Origin of the sequence: Thiomicrospira microaerophila (assembly GCF_000934765.1) — a bacterium.
GTDB classification, from domain to species: domain Bacteria; phylum Pseudomonadota; class Gammaproteobacteria; order Thiomicrospirales; family Thiomicrospiraceae; genus Thiomicrospira; species Thiomicrospira microaerophila.
The window spans coordinates 1-18,847 of the sequence record NZ_JYNN01000028.1 but is presented as its reverse complement, the minus strand read 5'-3'; the positions used below and the strand labels follow the sequence as shown (position 1 = coordinate 18,847).

Here is an 18,847-nt window from a genome sequence, read left to right as displayed (position 1 = left end):
AAGATTGTTAAATTATGTTTCTATGAACCAAGTATAGTAGCGCTAAGATAAAACCAAATTCACCTACGTGATCAATTGCAAATGACCAGTAGGTATTTAACTAGTAAAAAAACAGGTGAAATCATGAACCGCATTGTTATTCCGGATAATTATATTTTATACAGTACCACGGATTTGCAAGGTAAGATCCTGACGATTTCTGATGACTTTTTAGAGATTAATGGTTGTAGTTCGCAGGAGTTGGTGGGAAGACCACATAGTGTTATGCGTCATCCTCAAGTGCCCAAGCAAGTGTTTGCCGATATGTGGGCAACACTCAAAGCGGGCAAAAGTTGGAATACCACCCTGGTAAATAAAGCTAAGGATGGCAGAGAATACTGGGTCAATGCCAAAGCCTCGCCTTTGGTTGAAAATGGCCGTATCACCGGCTATATTTCCGTTAGAACCCCTGCCTCAGCGTCTCAGATTCAAGCCGCGCAACGCCTATATGCTCAAATTGAGCAGGGTGAACGCATTTTAAAAAATGGACTTCCCAGAAAACCCTTTGATATCAAGTTTGACAAACTTCGTAATCTGTCAGTACTAACCAAGCTTATGATTCCGATTATTTTGTTATTTGTAATAACAGGCTTAATCACCTCTGAGCGATTAATTCACATGAAGAATGCCAGTTTATATTCAGCCGGTGAAAATTCGGCTTCGGACATGATCACCATGGCGATGAACTCACGTCAATTTTATATGGATGAGATTGTGCCCAAGGTGACAAAAGCCGGGATGATACTCAGTCATGAATATGCTAGTCACCCAACCCATTTACCCTTAGCGGCCAATGTCATGCTGGCCTTGGGTGAGATGTCACAAAATTCTGAATCGGCGAAAGAGGTTGGCGAGGTTAAGTTGTTTAGTGCCCATCCGTTTAAATTTCGAGGCGAAGCCAATTTAGATGGTTTTGAAGCTAATGCGTTGGCCGCATTGACTAAAGACCCCAATACGCCTTATATTCAAGTTGAGCAATATCAGGGTAAGTCCTATTTCAGAATGGCGGTGCCCGATATTATGACCTCCAATGCCTGCATAGCCTGCCATAATGCCGACCCCAATAGCACTAAAACGGATTGGAAATTAGGTGAAGTGCGTGGTGCGATATCCGCTCGAATTCCGCTTGAAGAACTTGAAAAGTCGATAGCGGGTCCAGCGCTTCAGCTTCAAGCAACCTTCCTTGTTGCAGCTTTGCTGGTGTTACTGGTCATTTATGTGCTGGTTACCTCATTGCGCCAACGTCTCAGACGCTTGCAATCGGCTGTAGAGCAAGCAGAGCACACGGGTGACCTCACGATGCGTGTAGCCGATAAGGGCGAAGACGAAATTGGCCGTACATTTGTAAAATTTAATTCACTCCAAAATGCTATTTTAGGCTCAATGACCCAAGTAACCAGTTCGGTTCGGGCCATCAGCCAAGGTGGCTTTAGCCAAAAAGCACACGGCGCAAAAGGTTCGTTTAAAATTCTGCAAGATAACGTCAATGATGCCGCCCAAAGTTTAAGTGGAACCATGTCAGAGTTGGCAAGAGTCATGGTGGCGTTGGAGCAAGGACAGTTTGATGTCAAAATGGACCCACAGGTGCCCAAAGCCTTTAGAGATCAAGTCGAGCGCGCGCTATCGAGTATTAATCATGTGATGACGGATATAGTTTCAGTCATGAAAAAAATGGAACAGGGTGACTTTAGTGCTCGCGTGCAAGTTGAAGCTCAAGGTGAACTTAAACTGCTTAAACAAGCGATCAATAACTCAATGGAGCGCCTATCACTTGCGATGTCAAAAATTGGCGAAGTCATTAGTGCGCAAGCGGCAGGTGATTTGAGCGTAAGCCTGCCTGAAGAAGGCTTTAACGGTGATTTACGTGGTCTTCAACAAGCGATTAACCGCTCGCTTGAAAAATTAACCGAAGTGGTATCAGTCGTCATAGAGGCGGCGGATGCTGTGCATGGCGCCTCTACTGAAGTATCACAAGGTTCGTTAGACTTAAGCGACCGTGTTCAACAGCAGGCGGCCTCGCTTGAAGAAACATCGGCCACGATAGAGCAAATGAATGCAACTATCAAACAAAACACAGACAACACTCAGCAGGCTTCAACACTTGCGCTTGATGTACAACACAAAGCCCAGCAGGGTAGTGTGGTGATGGAAAAAACCATTAAAGCGATGCAAGGAATTAAAGATTCCAGTCATAAAATTGCTGACATCGTATCCCTAATTGATGGTATTGCATTCCAAACAAACCTACTCGCGCTGAATGCCGCCGTAGAAGCGGCGCGGGCGGGGGAGCATGGGCGTGGTTTTGCAGTGGTGGCTGGCGAGGTGCGTGGTCTAGCACAAAAATCAGCAGAAGCCGCCAAAGACATCAAAAAACTCATTAGTGAAAGCGTAGAGCGTATTGATGAAGGCACTAAACTAGCCGACAGCTCAGGTGAAGCGCTGAAAACGATTACAGGATCTATTGATGAAGTCACGGCGTTAGTGACTCAAATAGCGAATGCGACCCAAGAACAGTCCGAAGGCATGCATCAAGTTCATGACGCCGTCACCAAAATTGATGGTGTTACTCAGCAAAATGCCGCGTTAGTTGAACAAACGGCCGCCGCCGCTGAAAGCATGCGCGAGCAATCAAACCTGTTGCGTAAAGAAATGGCGTTTTTTAATACAGGAAAGCAGGCTGCGCGGCGCTCAAAAGGCTTGCCGCGTCCATAGTCTTTAAAATAACAAATATTCTGCTTGGCTCTATCCAACCCACCCGTCATTCCGGCGAAAGCCGGAATCTATAGCCGACTGTGCACTGTTTTTAGAGATTGCTTCACTTCGTTCGCAATGACGTGGGTGGGGCTCGTTTGAGGAATACTTGGCGAAAGATGTGTTGGAGATCATTTCTCGTTCCACGCTGTGCGTGGGAATGCAGACCGATTTAACCTATGAAACAGCGCTCAAACCCAAGTCCAAGGCGCTTCCACGTTCAACGTGGGAGCGCGACCTGACTGTAAGTTATTGATTTATTATTTACTTTAGATGCGTTTGTTCTGAAATATCCGGGCTAATGTTGAATTTTTTTAGCAGATTACTGTATAATAATTAAAATACGTTTTTTACGTTTTTTATGTCTTATTTTTAGGGTGAAAGGGCAAATTGTTTTTTTTGCAAAATGCGTAATTTTGGTTTTTACGTAGTATGTTACGTTTTAGATTCACCCTCAGTGTCTGGAAAAATATCAATGAGTCAAAATAAAAGTTTAGAGTTGGTGTTAACATCAACGGGTTTTTCGGCAAAAGAAGGTGATGCTTTCGAGCCTTTGCTTTTTGACTACCTTCACCGCATCCAGTTTGAGTCATTAAAAAAACAACTAACTCAAAATAAACAGCCTGCCTTTATCGACCTCCAGCTTAATGGTCAGTTTGTGAGTGTCAATCTTGTCCCCACTGAAACCAATATAATCAAGGCCAGTTTTAAGTCGATAACTGAAACCTCGAGAATAGAAACAATCCAAGCCAATTATCAAAAACTTAATTCAGGTTATTATCGTTGCCGCGAAGGAAAGATTGTTCATAAAGCAAAAGATTTGCTTCTTAGTTTGACCGGTAAAAATCACTTGTCAATAAAACAGCAAGTTGTGGCTTATTCAGTGGTTTTTTTAATTGTCGTGACATTTTCTCTGTATCTTCAAAAGGAAATGTCACAGCAAACCGTCATAAAAGGCGCCACGGCGGATTACGCTCAGCAAGCCAAAAGGCAATTTAACGCCACAATTCAAGCACGTCATATGGTTGGTTCAACCGTTCTAACAGGTATTTCTAAGGATCTAGGTGTCCCACTGGCTATTTTCGAAAGAGATGTCGATACGCTGGATATTTATTTTGGCGACATTCGTGAGCACTTTGCAAAAACCACCGACTTTAAACAACTGCGTGTTGATATAACTGACGAGAAAGGCATTTCATTTTATAGTTCGTGGTTAGAAAATCAAAGTGATTTAGACCGTTCTGGAATTGCTTACATTTCCTCGCAAATAAGAAGTCCAAAAGTAAAAACAGTATTGGATATCGGGCGTCAAGGTGCCGCAATAAGGACGCTGCTACCGATTATAACGCCTGCGGGGCAGTACATTGGTTCAATTGAGTTGTTTCAGCCCACCAGTACCATTGCGGAATCATTTAAAAATGATGGGCTGAGTTATATTGAGCTATATCATGAGGATTACTTGAAAAAGTTAGGTGGTTTTACAAGTGAATTGCTAGCTGAGCCAAGATTTGATGCACAAAAAAAGCTCGTGCTGGCGCAATGGCCGGGGTTTACACCCAATCAAGCTATAATCAGTCGCTTAAAAGATAGAGACGTTCTTTCTATCCTACAGCGCAGTACACTCGTGGAAAATGGCTATATTCATACCGTTTTACCTATGCATAATGAGGCGAAGGATATTATTGGTTATGTCATAGTGTCCGAGGGGCTAGACAGTTTTAATCAAAAAATAGCGGAACAGCTTGACGCTATTGATACCACCTTTTATACAACAGTAACTGTGCTTGCACTTACCATGTTATCTGTGTTGTTATTTATCTGGCTCGCGATTTTATCGCGCATAAATCGGTTAAGACAGCAAATTGAGCATTCAGTAGAGACATCTGACTTGTCCTTGCGCGTTGATCAATCAGGGCGTGATGAGCTGTCAAATATGGCTAAAGCCTATAACCAACAAGCATCGCTCACCCAGTTTGCTATTAGTGAGACATCAACCGCACTCGATAAAATCGTAAATGGCGACCTTTCGCACGAAATATCTTATCCATTCAAGTCAGATTTTGCTGACCTCAAGCAGAAACTTAATAATACGGCAACGGGGCTATCTACTACTTTTTGCAAGATTGAAGAGGTCATGACAGATTTAAAAATGGGGCGTTTTGATGCTGAACATTCCAATACGTTAAACGGCGCCTATTTTAAGGTCGTCGAGGACTGCAAATCTTCAATGCATACACTCTCGTCTGTATTTGCTGAGGTTACTCGTGTGCTTTATTTTGCGCAGCGGGGCAAGTTTGACGAGCGTATGCAATTATCAGGTGCGCAAAATGATGTGGACAAGTTAGTTCAAACCATTAACGCCGCGTTATCTAATTTAGAGTCGGGTTTTGATGATATTGTCCAAGCCGCACAAGCATTAGCTGGAGGCGATTTTGCATACAACATTACCAAACCATATGAGTATAAAATTGATGAGGCCAAGGCCGCTTTAAATCAATCCTTTAGTGATCTAAGTGCGGTAATGACTGAAATCATTAATGAAGCGAATGATATCGAACAAAACATTCAAACGGTTTCAACCGAAGCGGATGCGCTCAGTACCCGTACACAACAACAAGCGGCCTCGATTGAGGAAACATCGGCGGCGATGGAGCAAACATCATCACAAGTACAAGCCAATCTGCAGTCGACACGGGAAGCTCTGGTTATTACAAAATCAAGCGTTGATGTATTAAAAGGTGCTAATGCCGCCATGGGTGAAACGCAGTCGGCGATGACAGGTATCAAGACGGCTTCGGCTAAAATTCAGGAAATTGTAGCGATTATCGACAGTATCGCGTTCCAAACCAATTTGCTTGCGTTAAATGCCGCGGTAGAGGCGGCGCGTGCCGGTGATCATGGACGTGGTTTTGCTGTGGTCGCGGGAGAGGTACGTTCCTTAGCGGGTAAATCAGCAGACGCCGCCAAACAAATTGGAAATCTAATTAATGACTCTGTTCAACGTGTTGATGCCGGGGTGACAAAGGTTGAAACGGTAAACAGCTATATCGAAAAAATTACCCAAGAAATCCAAAGCGTGTCCTCTGTGGTTGAGACAATAAACTTGTCTTCAGAGCAACAGTCACAGGGTGTGCGAGAGGTTAATAATGCGATTAACAATATCGACAAAATAACACAACAAAATTCACACGTGGTTGAACAAACCAATCAGGCTGTGATCAGCGTGAGGGAGAAGGTGACCGCGCTTTTATCCAAGGTTTCTAAATTCAAAATAAAACAAACTGGGCTGCTAAAAAGAAGGTAGCTCATTGATACTGGTTTATGATTCAGCTTTATCATTTAAGGGAGAAACGATAATGAAGCTTAAAAAAATGACGGCTGCACTTACCGGTGCAGGTCTTTTAACACTGGGTAGCATCGGTGCAGCCCAAGCATTTACTGATCAAATTAATGTGTCTGGTTTTGGTACGGTTGCATACAGTGAAACCGATACCGCAAAACCCATTGGCAGTGTTGATAAATCAGGTAACTGGGATAAGGGAACGCTGGTAGGTGTGCAGTTTGACGGACGCTTTACTCAAAACCTAGGCGCGACGGTTCAGCTTATGGTGTCAGATGACCCTGTGCGCCCTAATGAGCTTAAGCCAACGGTTGAAATGGCGTTTTTAAGCTTGCAGGCGACGGATAATATGCGTTTGCGTGCGGGACAATTGCGCGCACCGTTTTATTTGAATTCTGAGTTTATTAATGTCGGCAATACCCAATTGGGTGTCGTGAAACCCGAGTCGGTCTACGATCAAGCGCCATTCAATAATTACACCGGTTTAGATGCGGTATTTATGTTTGATATTGGAATGAATACACTTGAAATCCAGCCTTTCGTCGGTCAAACCACGGTTGAGGTGGATAATGGCATGAATCTGGGCGATGCTGATCTTAACTATATGGTTGGTGTTTCATTTAAGTACAGTACGTTTGATTGGTCATTACGTGCTGCGCATGTATTGGGAAATATGACAGATAAGTCTATGACTTCGCAGCAAATTGATATGGTTGCGGGTATGTATGGAGTAGATCCAAGCCAAGTGACATTCAATAAAGATAACGGTACGTTTACGACGCTAGGATTTAGCTATGAAACGGATTTGGTTATTCAGGCTGAATATGCTAATCGTAAAGTGGAAAACGCACTTATGTTTGCCGATATGACGGGTGGCTATTTGCTTGCGGGTTATCATTTTGGTTCGATGACACCTTATGTTAGCGTGCAAAGCTTGCGAACGGCTGACAAAAACACCGCCATCGGTGTGAATCATGACTTTGATGCACTGGGAGTTGGTGTGCGTTATAACATGAATAATGTTGCACTAAAGCTGCAAGCGGATCAGTTTACTTATAAGCATCCCGGCATGGGCCACAATATGAACTTTGACAAAATGCCAGATCCTCAAGCTAGCACACCTGGCGATTTTGAAAAGAATGTAACGCGCATTTCGTTCGCTGTATCCACCGTATTTTAGGAGAGTTTTGCATGCAAAGACGTGAATTATTCAAAAAAACCTTGGCGGGTTTAGCCGGTGTCGCCCTAGCGGGTTCATTAACTAAGGCGTTGGCCAGTGGTGAAGTGGTGATTATTGCCAGTGGGGATGTGTCAACGAGCGCGGAAGAGGCGGCGCGAGCTTGGTCTGGTCGTGGAAATTTTGCCCTGGTCAACAGCGCACAAAGCTTTGATGACTTTGCCAACACGGTTCTACAGCGCCCTAGAGCGCAAGTTGAGCGTAATGTTCAAAAGCTGGTATTTGCTGGACGTATGCAAGCACCAACCGAATTAGCAACCGATGCCCAAGTGATTGAGCGAGTGCAAGCCGGTAGCAATACGATTGGTTTTGTATACCGTTCGTCGATTAGTGGCAGTGTAAACATACTCAACTAAGACGCTAGGTGCCTATCGGACTAAGCCGGTCGAAACGCTGTTGCTGGTGTGCATACATGGCGCAGAGGGGGGACAAGTTTCAAATTAAGAGGCGACGTCCTCCTTTTACGCTTCATTATGACGGCTAAGCTTTACGGTTATTGCGATAATACAAGGCTTGCCAGTCCGCCGAGGGCTAGGAACGGACCAAAGGCCATCTCTTGTTGCCAGGCTTGCTTTTTGAATAGTATCAGCAATAGCGCTATCAATAAGCTACTCACAGCGGCAATGATAATCACCTGGGGGAGTGCCATGATGCCAAGCCAGGCTCCTAATGCGGCGGTGAGTTTGAAGTCGCCAAATCCCATGCCATGACGTCCTGTTAGCAGATGATGAATCTGGTAGATTGTCCACAAGCTCAAATAGCCCACAGCGGCACCTAAAATTGCATCCTGCGGACTGGCGAATACCCCAAAACTATTGATTAGTAAGCCTATCCACAATAAGGGAAGGCTGAGATTGTCTAAAATGAGTTTGTGTTCAAAATCAATAATACTGATCGTTAGCAACCAGAGGGCGAATAGGGCGGTGAGCCAAGCTTCGAGTGTATTGCCGAGTAGATAAAAGCTGATAAAAACCAGCAGTGCGCTGGTGAATTCAATCAAGGGGTAGCGAACAGAAATTGGCGTGTGGCAGGCGTGACATTGGCCTTTGGACGCTAACCAGCTAAAAAGTGGAATCAACCGCGTCCAAGGAATGTTGGTTTGGCATTGGGGGCATTTTGAACCGCCTAGGCTAATCGCTTTGAGTTGCTCACGCCCATCTAGCTCCATAATGCGCGGTAAGCGCCAACTGAGCATCGAAATAAAGCTGCCTAGCAGCAGGCCAAAAAGGGTGAGGGCGATTATGAACACAGGTTATTCACACTCAATTATTCGCTGTAGATGACGCAGTTGCGGTCATTTTCCCAAATGGTGATGCGGTGCATTTTCACCAGGTCTGTTTCGATGCGTTTGGCGATTTCATTGAATAAATACTGTGCGATATTTTCAGCCGTTGGGTTGACGCGTTGAAAGTGCGGATGGTCGTTTAAAAAACTGTGATCCAGTTCGGCTACGGCTTGTTTAGCATGGCGTTTTATCTCTTTAAAATCAATCACCATGCCAATGTCATTAAGCTTGTTGCCAATGACTTCGACTTCAACTTTCCAGTTATGGCCATGTAATTTGGCACAGTCGCCAGGATAGCCGCGCAAGCTGTGGGCTGAGGCAAAATCGAGCAGGGTTTTGAGAATGAATTGTTGTGCCATGATCTGTTCCTAGTAATAAATTTATTATGAATATTATAACTGACTGTAAAGCCTAGTGTTTACGTTGGGCGATAAAGTTGATCAAATCTGTTAAAAATTCACTATTAAAACCCAGTTCGTGATGCGCTTGATGGGCTTGTTGTATGTAGTCATCGCGTAGCTGTTTCGAGGCATCAAGTCCTAGCAGTCTTGGAAAGGTGGATTTATTGAGTGCTTGGTCGCGTCCTTGGGTTTTGCCGAGTGTGGCGGTGTCGCTTTCTATATCTAAGATATCATCATGAATTTGAAACGCTAAACCTAGGGCTTCACCCAGTTTTGACAACCAGGCCTGGTTGTTCGCATAGTCATTATGCGGCACGGCACCCAGTAATAACGCGGTCTTAATCAGTGCACCGGTTTTGAGTTGGTGAACCTGAATCAGTGCTTCTAATGTCAGGGTTTGGTTTTCGGCGGCGATGTCGAGCGCTTGACCGGCAATCATACCTTGTGCGCCTGCGGCGTTGGCGAGCAGTTGAATGGAGTCGATTTTTTGTTGTGCGCTTAATAGGGGCGCTTTGGCTAAGATTTCAAAGGCGAGTGTGAGCTGTCCATCCCCCGTCAAGATAGCGGTGGCTTCGTCAAATTGTTTATGGCAGGTCGGTTGTCCACGGCGTAAATCGTCATCATCCATCGCAGGTAAATCATCATGCACCAGCGAATAACTATGAATCAGCTCAATCGCGCAGGCGCTGGCATCCAGTTGTTCGAGCGGCAAGCCTAGGCTTTGCGCCACGGCATACACCAAAGCGGGGCGCAGGCGTTTGCCGGGGCTGAGGCTGGCGTAGTTGAGTGCCTGTTGCAGACGCTCAGGCACGGTATGTGCATGAAGCTTAAGTTGCTGTTGAATGGTCTGTTCAACGCGTTGTTGATATGACGTTAAGGTTGATTTCATGGTGTTGGCTTTAATAGTATTGGCTTTAATAGAGTAAAAAATTAGCGACGTCCATCGCCGCCGGCTTTAAGCAATACCCAGTCGAGTGCTTTGCTGGGTAGTAGACGTTTTAAAAATGCAAATAGCTTTGTGGGGGTGGTGACACGGTAACGAGCTTTCGGCCTGTTGGATTGCAATGCATGTATCAGCGCCTTGGTCACGGCTTCTGGACCAAGTGTAAAGGGGGCTGATGCGCCTTTTTTCGCTAGTCGCGCTTCCATTGCCTGATAATTGGCGAGGTGGGCAGATTGGTCAGTCTTTACCCATTGTAGATATTCACGGTGTGCGTTTTCACGAAATTTTGACAGAATCGGTCCGGGTTCGATCAGGCTAATATTGATCGGGTCATGGGCTAGCTCAATGCGGAGTGTATCGGCCAGACCTTCTATCGCAAACTTGCTGGCGTTATAGGCGCCTCGATAGGCCATTGCCGCAAACCCAAGTACCGAGCTGTTGTAAATAATGCGGCCATGTCCTTGTTGGCGCATTTGTTTGATGGCCAAATTTGTTAATTGTTGGGTGCCAAATACATTGGTGGCAAACTGATGCTCGAGGGCTTGGCGGGTTAAATCTTCTACCGCGCCGGGTAAACCAAAGGCGGCGTTATTGAATAGGGCCGCTATTTTTCCCTGAGATAGTTCCATTACGCTCAACCAGGCCTGGTTAATTGACTCGGCATCAGCTAAATCACACGCAATACACACCAGTCCTTCTTGTTGTAATCGTGTGACATCCTCTGGTTTGCGACAGCTAGCTATCACATGATAACCTAGGTTTTTTAGCGCATGCGCGGCATGGTAGCCAATGCCGGTTGAACAACCGGTGATGAAAATGGTTTGCGGGGGAAGGATTTTAGTGGCTTGGGTCATGGTAAACTTCAATACGGTTGCGTCCATTGCTTTTTGCTTGATAGAGCGCATTATCGGCTTTTGCCAGCGAAGTTTCAATGTCCTTGTGATCAGGGTGAATTTCAACCATGCCAAGGCTCACGGTAAATTGAATAATCTGTTGATCGATATTTAAACTAAACATCTGCGCATTGTGTTTTAACCTTTCTGCCATTTCAAGGGCCTGATCAAGCGCTGTTTCAGGCAGCAAAATCACAAATTCTTCGCCGCCTAAGCGTCCGATAATATCAGTCTTGCGAAGCGTGTCGCGCATCAGCTGGGCAAAGGCTTTGAGTACATCATCCCCAGCGGCATGCCCATAAGTGTCGTTGACGCGTTTAAAGTGATCTAAGTCCGCCATAATCAGTACCGCGCTATGCTGGTTACGTTTAATGCGCTCAAACTCTTGGTGCATGAGTTGGAGCAAATAGCGGCGATTAGCCAAGCCAGTTAATGCGTCAACGTGTGATTGCGCCACTAATTTTTGTTGAAGTTTTTTAAGTTCAGTAATGTCTTGAAAAACCACCACCGAACCGATCAATCTATCCTCCTGATAGAGTGGCGTGACGACGAGGTTCACTGGAAAGCCTTCACCAGTAGCTCGTATAAACCATTCTTCAGTGCGTCTAGTTTGGCCGTCTTGTGTGGTTTTGTGAATCGGGCACTCACATTGTGGGTAAGGGTAGCCATTTGGATAGTGATGGTGAAAGAGGTCGTGTTGATTGTAACCGATGACCTGTTTGTCGTCTTCTAGTCCCAGCATTGTTAACGCAGCCGGATTAATAAAGGTACAGTTGCCGATTCGGTCTGTCCCGTATACGCCTTCGCCGACGGTGGAAAGCAATAATTCAAAGCGTTGATGTTCCGCTTTTTCTCGTTTCAGTAAAGCCAAAATCCAGAAGGTCAGAAAAAGCGTCGCGATTGCGCCGCCGATGAACAGCCAGTAAAATGCACTCCAACGCTGCCAAGTATCTGCAAAGGTAAAATCAGGTGCCTGTTCGAAAGGGGGTAGGCGTAAGTGGCGGGCCAGTTCTTCGACGCTAAAATAATCGGCTGGAATAGTAAAGCCGTGAATGCCCGCCGCCATGGCAGCGGGATGGTCAGGTTCAAGCGAGAATAGGGCAGAGGCAATGCGCCGTACGCTCTGTTCATCCACATGTTTTAAAGCAAATACGGGCCACTCTGGATAGAGGCGTGTCGAGACTTGGTTTGTAAATCCATCGTGTATTTTGGGTTGAACTACTTTGAGCAGTCCAGTTTGAAGACGTTGTTGGGCTTCAAGTCTTTCTAAAATGCCATCACGCACAAAGCCTGCATCCACTTGCTTGTTTACCACGGCGTTAATCACCGCTTCATGGGTGCCTAGCTCGATAAACTCGACATCGCGCTTTAAGTTCAGACCGGCACGATGAAGCTCATAAGCCTGGGTGCGATAACCGCCCATATTAAAGATGGAGGGAATGCCAATGCGGGTATGTTTTAAATCGCTAAGTTGTTGGATGTCATGACGATCATGGCGCGCAATAATCGCCCCTCCAAGCAGGTAAGAGGGTTGGCCTTGATGTGATTCGACGAGGGTGGCGATAACGCCCGACAGTTCAAAATAATGACGTGCCATTAAAAAATGAGTGGGATTGGTGGCGACAATATCAATATGGCCTTGTTTAATTTGTTCAAACAAAACATCATGCGGCAAAACATGAAGCTTAATTTCTTCGTTTACCAGTTGTGTGTTGAGATAGTCAATAATCGGTGAAAACTTAGCGTAGGTTTGACTTTCGCCGAGATAACTAAAGACGCCAAAGTTAAGTAGAGTTTTACTATCTGCATTCGCCGACAAGGCAAAAAAACTTAAAAGTGCAAAATAATTTAGGCGAGTTAATATCGGCATGTGATGCGAGTCTCAATGGATAATTTTATTTAGTATAGAACAAGATGTACCTAGAGGTCACGATTTTTAGAATATCAGGGCGTGTTTTAATTTTTTTTGGTTATGGTTTTCACCACTAAGGTAATTAAGAGTAAGAGTCCAGCGGCCACGGCCATTGAAGCAGACAGCGCACTATCAAGCCACCACGCCAAACCAAAGCCGATCAATACCGCCGCTTGCGCATAAAGCACTGAGATTAGCATTATCTGCTTAAGCGATTTAGCGAGAAGATAAGCGGTTGCGGCGGGAATGACCATTAAGGCGACCACTAGAATTGACCCCACGACATCAAACGAGGCGACAGCGGTAACGGAGACCAGCGTCATCAACAAGTAATGCCAAACGGCGGTTTGAATGCCTAGGCTGGTGGCTAAGGCGGGGTGGAAGCTGGTTAGTTTAAAACGTTGATAGCCGATGCCGAGCACAATTAGGTTTATCAATAACACCAGGCCTGCTAACCAAAAAGCGTGTGGGCCAAAATTTTGACCGTCGATAATGAGCGGGTTAAACGGAATAAAGGCCATTTCACCAAACAAAACATGTTCGTGATCCAAGTGAACATGGTCGGCATAGAGGGCAATTAACACAATCGCTAACGCAAAAAACCAAGTGAACACCAGACCTAAGCTGGCATCCTTGGCTAGGGGCGCTTTTTGATGAATAAATTGCGATAGCCAAGCGGTGAGCAACCCGACCAAGACTGCACCGCTGAGCATCCATGCGATAGACGCTTGTTGAAAAATAAGATACACCAATACAATGCCGAGTAATACTGAGTGGCTAATCGCGTCGCCCAATAACGCCATTCGACGAAGAATCAGCAAGCTACCCACTAAGGCGCAAGAGGTAGCAACTAGGCTGGCGGTGATCAAAATCCAGAATTCATACATCTGCTTGGTTCCCTGCGGTTTGGGCGTGTTTCTTGGTTGAAACCCATCCTCGTGACAAAGCCCATCTCAAAGCCCATGACAAAGCAAACAACACACCCAGAATCACCACCATCCAGGGCCCTGTCGGCATATTGGCGATTTGCATTGAAAGCTGGGTGCTTATTAGGGCGCTGATCATCGCAAACAGCGCCGCAAGCCAAAGCAAAACTGGCAGAGATTGCGACCAAAAACGCGCAATACTAATCGGGATCAGTAAGGCGGCGGCCATCAAAATTACCCCGACAATTTGTAAACCAATCACAATGGTGAATACCAGCACCAAGGCAAAACTCAATTCATAGCGCTTCACTTTTAGCCCTAAGCTTTGCGCGTAAGTGGGGTCAAAACTAATCAATCGGAGCTTGTGAAAAACAATCACCAGATAACTCAGCGCGAGCAGGGTGATGACAATTAGCCAATTGACATCGTTCGCGTTCATCGCGGCCGCTTGACCGAAGAGCAGTTTATCTAGGCCTGATTTATTTTCCATCGTTGAGTTTTGGATAAACGACAATAACATTAAGCCAACCGCAAAAAACAGCGATAACACCACCGCCATCGCGGTATCGGTTTTTATTTTAGTCTGCTGGGTTAAAAACTGAATCGCATAATAACCGAGTAAGCTGCTGAGTAACGCAGAAAACACAACCAGGCCTGGTTGGGTGGATTCAAATAAAATAAACGCCATCATAATGCCAGGCAGGGCGGCATGGGCTAATACATCGCCAATAAGTGCGCGTTGGCGTAATACCGCCATGCCACCTATAGTCGCGGCACTCACCCCAAGCAGGAGGGTGCCTGTCAGCACCCAAATAAAATTCGCATCCTGCCACAAACTCATAGGCTAGGCTCGGTCAGTTGGAGGTTTTCAAGCAGCGGCAAGCGACCCTCAAAGGTCTTTTGTAGATTGTCTAGGGTGAGGGCTTGGTGGATGGGCCCACTCGCGATTAGACCGCCATTAATCATCACCACCCAATCAAAATAGCGCGCAAGGGTGTTAAGGTCGTGATGCACACACACCAGTGTTTGGTTTTGCGCTTTAAGTTCGGCGAACAAGGCCACTAGCGCATTTTCCGTCGTCATATCCACACCCGCAAACGGCTCGTCCATCAGGGTGATCGGTGCTTGTTGAGCCAGGGCGCGGGCAATAAAAACTCGCTGTTGTTGACCACCGGAAAGTTGGCTGATTTGACGCGATGCGAAATCGAGCATGCCCACCTTTTCAAGGCTTTCGCGCACAAGGTCGTGATCTTGTTTGTTGGGTCGTTGCCAAAATTTAAGCTGACCATGCCGCCCCATCATCACGACATCAAACACATTAATTGGAAAGTCCCAATCCACCTCTTCACGCTGGGGGACATAAGCCAGTGCGGGGGCGGGGTTTGCACCGTCTAAAAAACGTACCTGACCTTGCCTTAAAGGTAATAGGTTAATCAGACCTTTTAAAAAGGTGGACTTGCCTGCGCCGTTTGGCCCGATAATGGCAATGCGTTGCGCAGCGGGTAATTGAATAGAGATATTTTTTAAAATAAATTGGTTATAGCCTAAAGATAAGCGTTGGGTTTCAATGGCGTTCACTCTAAAGCCTTTACTAGTGTTTGGGTATTGTGGCGCATCATGCCGATGTAACTGCCTGTGGGGGTATTCGATGCATCGAGAGCATCTGATAGCAATTTGCCGCCGAGTTTTAAATCACCGCCTTCGGCTTTAATGCCTGCAATCAGTGATTTAATCGTGCGGTCCGGTACACTGGCCTCGATAAATACCGCTTTAACTTGGCGTTGTTGAATAATGTCCTTCATTAGACGCAAGTCTTTTAAGCCGACTTCAGCGGTGGTGTTGATGCCTTGTAGTCCCATCACTTCTATACCATAGGCGGCGCCATAATAGCCGAATGCATCGTGTGCGGTAATGAGGAGTCGTTGCGCTTCAGGGAGTGTTTTGATCTGTTGTGAAATCCAGTGGTGTAGTTCGTCCAGCTCAATCAGATATTGCGCGAGGCGCTGGTTGAAGTAGTCTCGGTGTTCGGGGAGATGTTGGATTAGGGTTTGGGCTACTCCGGTAGCCGCCTGCTGCCATAAGCGGGCATCCATCCAAAAGTGGGGGTCAGCGATGTTTTGCTCATAAATCAATACTTCGGCATCCACAAAATCACTCAATGCATAAGTCGGTTTAAAAGCACTTAGGTTTTCCATCACCTCTTGCATCCGACCTTCAAGTCCTAATCCGTTATAAAACACCATATCGGCACGCGATAATTTACGCATATCGCCAAAGCTGGCACGGTAATAGTGTGGGTCGATGTTAGGTCCCATTAACGACTCAGCTTGAATTTTGTCACCGCCAATCTCTTTGACTAGGTCGTGGACGATATTGGTGGTGCTAATCACCAAGGGTTGTGATTGTGCTTTGATTAGTCCTGAAAAAGCCAGCAAACCAATCAACAGGGATATTCGCCAAATGCTAGGCATGAATCTAATGCGCTCTGTTTAATTTAAAAACTTAGTTTAACCTAAAAATTTAACTCTCTCTAGTGAATACAGAGTGATAAATCTATTTTTATCAAAAAAAATAATAATTGTGAAGATTGAAATTAAAATATTAGCTTAGGCTAAATATTTATTGCGAGTAAGTAAAAAATATCTATAATGATGGAGATTCTTATTTTTATCCAAACAGACTGGAGCGTTTGATATGTCATTTAAACTTAAAAAAATAGCGGCGGCACTGTCATTAGCCGCGCCAACCTCATTATTCATTGTGTCGGGTTATGCGCAAGCCGACGCGGTTTCAACCTTAGAGCGTATTTCAGTGGTACAAACCGGATCTATCATGAGCCAAACCGAAAGCGAAGTGGTGCGCCCGATTGCGGTGATTGAAGGCGAAGAAATGGAAAAACGCCGCGCCGGCACGATTGGTGAAGCACTGGATGGTTTGCCAGGGATTAGCAATGCGGATTTTGGTCCAGGTGTTGGTCGTCCGGTGATTCGTGGGTTGCAGGGTTCACGTGTCGCGGTGCTTGAAGACGGTTCTCGTGTCAGTGACGTGTCGGGTGAAGGCGCAGACCATGCGGTGGCCAGCTCGACCTTGCGCGCCGATTCGGTGGAAGTGATTCGTGGCCCGGCGACCTTGCTTTATGGTTCAGGCGCATCCGGTGGGGTGGTGAATGTGGTATCTGGCCGATTTAGCCCGATGATTGGTGACCGAGTTAATGGCACGGCGCAAGCCTCTTACGGCACCAATAACCATGACCGTCGCGCTGGCGTTGCGCTTGAAGTACCCTTTAATAAACAAATGGCGGTGCGTGTCGATATGGATGCCCGACAAACGGGCAATGCCTCGATTAAGGGGTATCAAACCCTTGATGGCGAGGGCAAAAAAGGGGAACTGCTCAATAGTGATGGCAAAAACCAAAACCTAGCGATTACCGGGGTCTATGCTGGCGAGCGTGGCTTTTTGGGCATAGGCTTTAGCCAATGGGTTGCCGATTATGGTATTCCAGAGCCAGATTATCCTGATGAGTATGATCGCATCGAAGCCGATTCAAAGCGCTTTGATTTGCGGGCTGAACTTTATGATCCGCTACCTGGCTTCAATACCGCACGATTTAATTTAGCCTATACCGACTTCTATCAGGAAGAATGGGAATATGAAGACGGCAAAAAAGATGACCTGGAAGCGACCTTTAAACAAAAAGAATTGGATCTACGCTTGGAACTGACCCATGACCCGATTGGGGATTGGACAGGTGTCGTTGGCCTTAACTATAACAATGTTAAATTTGAAGCTGAAGACGATGGCGAAGCCTTTTTTATTCGTCCAAGCGAACGTAATGCGGTTGGCGTATTTAGCGTACAAGAACGCCCTATGTCCTGGGGGCAATTCGAAGTGGGATTACGTCTAGGTTATGACCAGTTTAATCCTGAAACAGTCAATAACAATAAAGTAACTAGCGTTCAGTACCGCGGTGAAACCCTTAATTTTGATACAGACCCAGGTAGTCAAAGTTACCTCACCACCGGGATTGCGCTCGGTGCATTATTTGATTTGGACAGCGCGCATAAATTACGTCTAGGCATCAGTCGTTCTGAAGCCGCTCCTGGCCCGGAACAGCTGTATGCCTTTGGCCGTCATGGTGCCGCTGGCACCTTTGAAATTGGTAATCCGGATCTTAAAAAAGAAACCTACCTCAATACTGAACTAAGTTTAATGCGCCAACACGGAAGCCTGCGCTATGAAGCCACGGCCTTTGCCAACCTAGTAGATAATTTTATCTACTATCGTAATGATGAAAGTAATCGGCGCGTGGATAGTGATGGACTCACCGATCCAGATGGCGAACTACTGGTCTATAACGAGCAAGCCGATGCCATCCTCTATGGCTTAGAGCTCAATGGTGCGATGGATCTCGACACTCGCTTACCGCTGACTTTGCGCGCCAGTGGCGACTACCTTCGCGGGGAATTGCGTGATGGCGGCAATCTGCCTCGCATGACCCCGCCGCGGGTTGGCTTGGGTGCGGATACCCAGTGGCGTGATGTTAAATTAAGTGTGGATTATCGCTACACCCTAAAACAAACCAGAACAGCCGAAGCGGAAGAAGCCACGGATGCCTTTGCCACGCTGGGTTTTGATTTGGCCTATACGCCTTCAAACCTAAAAGACCTGCGCGTCTTTTTACAAGGACGCAACCTGACCCACTCAGACGGGCGTTTACACCAAAGCTTCTTTAAAAACGAAGCCCCCATTACAGGTCGCAACTTCACTGCCGGTGTACGCTACCAGTTTTAGCAATGCGTTAAACTCGTTCCACGTTCAACGTGGGAGCGAGATCAATTCTGTCATTGCGAGGAGCAAAGCGACGCGGCAATCTCTTGAGGGCGTGCGCTAGTTCCAAAGATTGCTTCGCTTCGCAATGACGGGGGTTTTCGCAATACCATTAAACCTATCCATTCTGCTATACTAGCATCCTGTTAAAACACTCAGCAGGGCAAGCGCATGAAAGAAAAATACCTCAACCTATTTACCGATTATGGCTTCAAACGCCTATTTGGCGAAGAAGACTCCAAGGACAACCTAATTGCGTTCCTCAATACCCTGTTACCGCAAAAACATCAAAT

General features: G+C 46.1%; 15 protein-coding genes. 6 read left to right on the top strand and 9 right to left on the bottom strand.

All coding sequences use genetic code 11. The annotated features are described in order from the left end of the window. Positions 1-123: 123 nt before the first annotated feature. The 4 genes from NA59_RS14395 (at position 124) to NA59_RS14390 (ending at position 7,723) form a co-directional block, all read left to right on the top strand. Positions 124-2,751 carry a methyl-accepting chemotaxis protein gene (locus NA59_RS14395; protein WP_052501588.1) on the top strand — a complete coding sequence of 876 codons (2,628 nt, stop codon included), beginning with the start codon at positions 124-126 and terminating at the stop codon, positions 2,749-2,751. A 514-nt stretch (positions 2,752-3,265) separates the two neighbouring features. Next, positions 3,266-6,094 (top strand): methyl-accepting chemotaxis protein, encoded by a 2,829-nt coding sequence (locus NA59_RS09570; RefSeq protein ID WP_044411581.1) that lies wholly within the window; start codon positions 3,266-3,268, stop codon positions 6,092-6,094. A 52-nt stretch (positions 6,095-6,146) separates the two neighbouring features. Next, a complete protein-coding gene (locus NA59_RS09565; RefSeq protein WP_044411577.1) occupies positions 6,147-7,310 on the top strand; it encodes a hypothetical protein in 1,164 nt (387 codons plus the stop codon). Positions 7,311-7,321: 11 nt separating this feature from the next. Beyond that, positions 7,322-7,723 (top strand): hypothetical protein, encoded by a 402-nt coding sequence (locus NA59_RS14390; RefSeq protein WP_052501587.1) that lies wholly within the window; start codon positions 7,322-7,324, stop codon positions 7,721-7,723. Between the two features lie 137 nt (positions 7,724-7,860). On the opposite strand, the gene NA59_RS09555 is transcribed toward NA59_RS14390, so the two are convergent. The 9 genes from NA59_RS09555 to NA59_RS09515 all read right to left on the bottom strand — a co-directional run bounded on the left by NA59_RS09555 (position 7,861) and on the right by NA59_RS09515 (position 16,198). Beyond that, a complete protein-coding gene (locus tag NA59_RS09555; protein WP_044411574.1) occupies positions 7,861-8,616 on the bottom strand; it encodes a prepilin peptidase in 756 nt (251 codons plus the stop codon). A 17-nt stretch (positions 8,617-8,633) separates the two neighbouring features. Further along, the gene (gene queD, locus NA59_RS09550; RefSeq protein WP_044411571.1) at positions 8,634-9,011 is read right to left on the bottom strand and encodes a 6-carboxytetrahydropterin synthase QueD; all 378 of its coding nucleotides are present in this window, start codon (positions 9,009-9,011) and stop codon (positions 8,634-8,636) included. Positions 9,012-9,063: 52 nt separating this feature from the next. Continuing rightward, positions 9,064-9,942, bottom strand: coding sequence for a polyprenyl synthetase family protein (locus NA59_RS09545; protein ID WP_044411569.1), 879 nt, complete (start codon positions 9,940-9,942; stop codon positions 9,064-9,066). Between the two features lie 41 nt (positions 9,943-9,983). Then, on the bottom strand, positions 9,984-10,877 hold the full coding sequence (locus NA59_RS09540) for an SDR family NAD(P)-dependent oxidoreductase (RefSeq protein WP_232504071.1): 894 nt from the start codon (positions 10,875-10,877) through the stop codon (positions 9,984-9,986). Beyond that, complete coding sequence (locus NA59_RS09535; RefSeq protein ID WP_052501586.1) at positions 10,834-12,759, bottom strand: diguanylate cyclase; 1,926 nt, start codon at positions 12,757-12,759, stop codon at positions 10,834-10,836. The genes NA59_RS09540 and NA59_RS09535 overlap by 44 nt, the downstream gene beginning before the upstream one ends. Before the next feature lie 86 nt (positions 12,760-12,845). Further along, complete coding sequence (locus NA59_RS09530) at positions 12,846-13,688, bottom strand: metal ABC transporter permease (RefSeq protein WP_044411566.1); 843 nt, start codon at positions 13,686-13,688, stop codon at positions 12,846-12,848. Further along, positions 13,681-14,568: a metal ABC transporter permease gene (locus tag NA59_RS09525; RefSeq protein ID WP_044411564.1), complete on the bottom strand. Its 888-nt coding sequence runs from the start codon at positions 14,566-14,568 to the stop codon at positions 13,681-13,683. Before NA59_RS09525 ends, NA59_RS09530 begins: the two co-directional genes overlap by 8 nt. Further along, positions 14,565-15,305, bottom strand: a complete 741-nt coding sequence (locus NA59_RS09520; protein ID WP_044411562.1) for a metal ABC transporter ATP-binding protein — start codon at positions 15,303-15,305, stop codon at positions 14,565-14,567. Before NA59_RS09520 ends, NA59_RS09525 begins: the two co-directional genes overlap by 4 nt. Continuing rightward, positions 15,302-16,198, bottom strand: coding sequence for a metal ABC transporter solute-binding protein, Zn/Mn family (locus NA59_RS09515; RefSeq protein WP_044411560.1), 897 nt, complete (start codon positions 16,196-16,198; stop codon positions 15,302-15,304). Before NA59_RS09515 ends, NA59_RS09520 begins: the two co-directional genes overlap by 4 nt. 223 nt (positions 16,199-16,421) lie before the next feature. On the opposite strand from NA59_RS09515, the gene NA59_RS09510 reads away from it, so the two are divergent. Continuing rightward, positions 16,422-18,518, top strand: a complete 2,097-nt coding sequence (locus tag NA59_RS09510) for a TonB-dependent receptor (RefSeq protein ID WP_052501585.1) — start codon at positions 16,422-16,424, stop codon at positions 18,516-18,518. A 207-nt stretch (positions 18,519-18,725) separates the two neighbouring features. Next, the coding region (locus NA59_RS14815; protein ID WP_198401088.1) for a PD-(D/E)XK nuclease family transposase at positions 18,726-18,847 on the top strand (122 nt) is incomplete at its 3' end.

Excerpts from the sequence above, each read along its gene's own strand:
- NA59_RS14395 (WP_052501588.1), top strand. The coding sequence starts at position 124 with ATGAACCGCATTGTTATTCCGGATAATTATATTTTATACAGTACCACG.
- NA59_RS09570 (WP_044411581.1), top strand. The coding sequence starts at position 3,266 with ATGAGTCAAAATAAAAGTTTAGAGTTGGTGTTAACATCAACGGGTTTT.
- NA59_RS09565 (WP_044411577.1), top strand. The coding sequence starts at position 6,147 with ATGAAGCTTAAAAAAATGACGGCTGCACTTACCGGTGCAGGTCTTTTA.
- NA59_RS14390 (WP_052501587.1), top strand. The coding sequence starts at position 7,322 with ATGCAAAGACGTGAATTATTCAAAAAAACCTTGGCGGGTTTAGCCGGT.
- queD (WP_044411571.1), bottom strand. The coding sequence starts at position 9,011 with ATGGCACAACAATTCATTCTCAAAACCCTGCTCGATTTTGCCTCAGCC.
- NA59_RS09545 (WP_044411569.1), bottom strand. The coding sequence starts at position 9,942 with ATGAAATCAACCTTAACGTCATATCAACAACGCGTTGAACAGACCATT.
- NA59_RS09540 (WP_232504071.1), bottom strand. The coding sequence starts at position 10,877 with ATGGACGCAACCGTATTGAAGTTTACCATGACCCAAGCCACTAAAATC.
- NA59_RS09535 (WP_052501586.1), bottom strand. The coding sequence starts at position 12,759 with ATGCCGATATTAACTCGCCTAAATTATTTTGCACTTTTAAGTTTTTTT.
- NA59_RS09530 (WP_044411566.1), bottom strand. The coding sequence starts at position 13,688 with ATGTATGAATTCTGGATTTTGATCACCGCCAGCCTAGTTGCTACCTCT.
- NA59_RS09525 (WP_044411564.1), bottom strand. The coding sequence starts at position 14,568 with ATGAGTTTGTGGCAGGATGCGAATTTTATTTGGGTGCTGACAGGCACC.
- NA59_RS09515 (WP_044411560.1), bottom strand. The coding sequence starts at position 16,198 with ATGCCTAGCATTTGGCGAATATCCCTGTTGATTGGTTTGCTGGCTTTT.
- NA59_RS09510 (WP_052501585.1), top strand. The coding sequence starts at position 16,422 with ATGTCATTTAAACTTAAAAAAATAGCGGCGGCACTGTCATTAGCCGCG.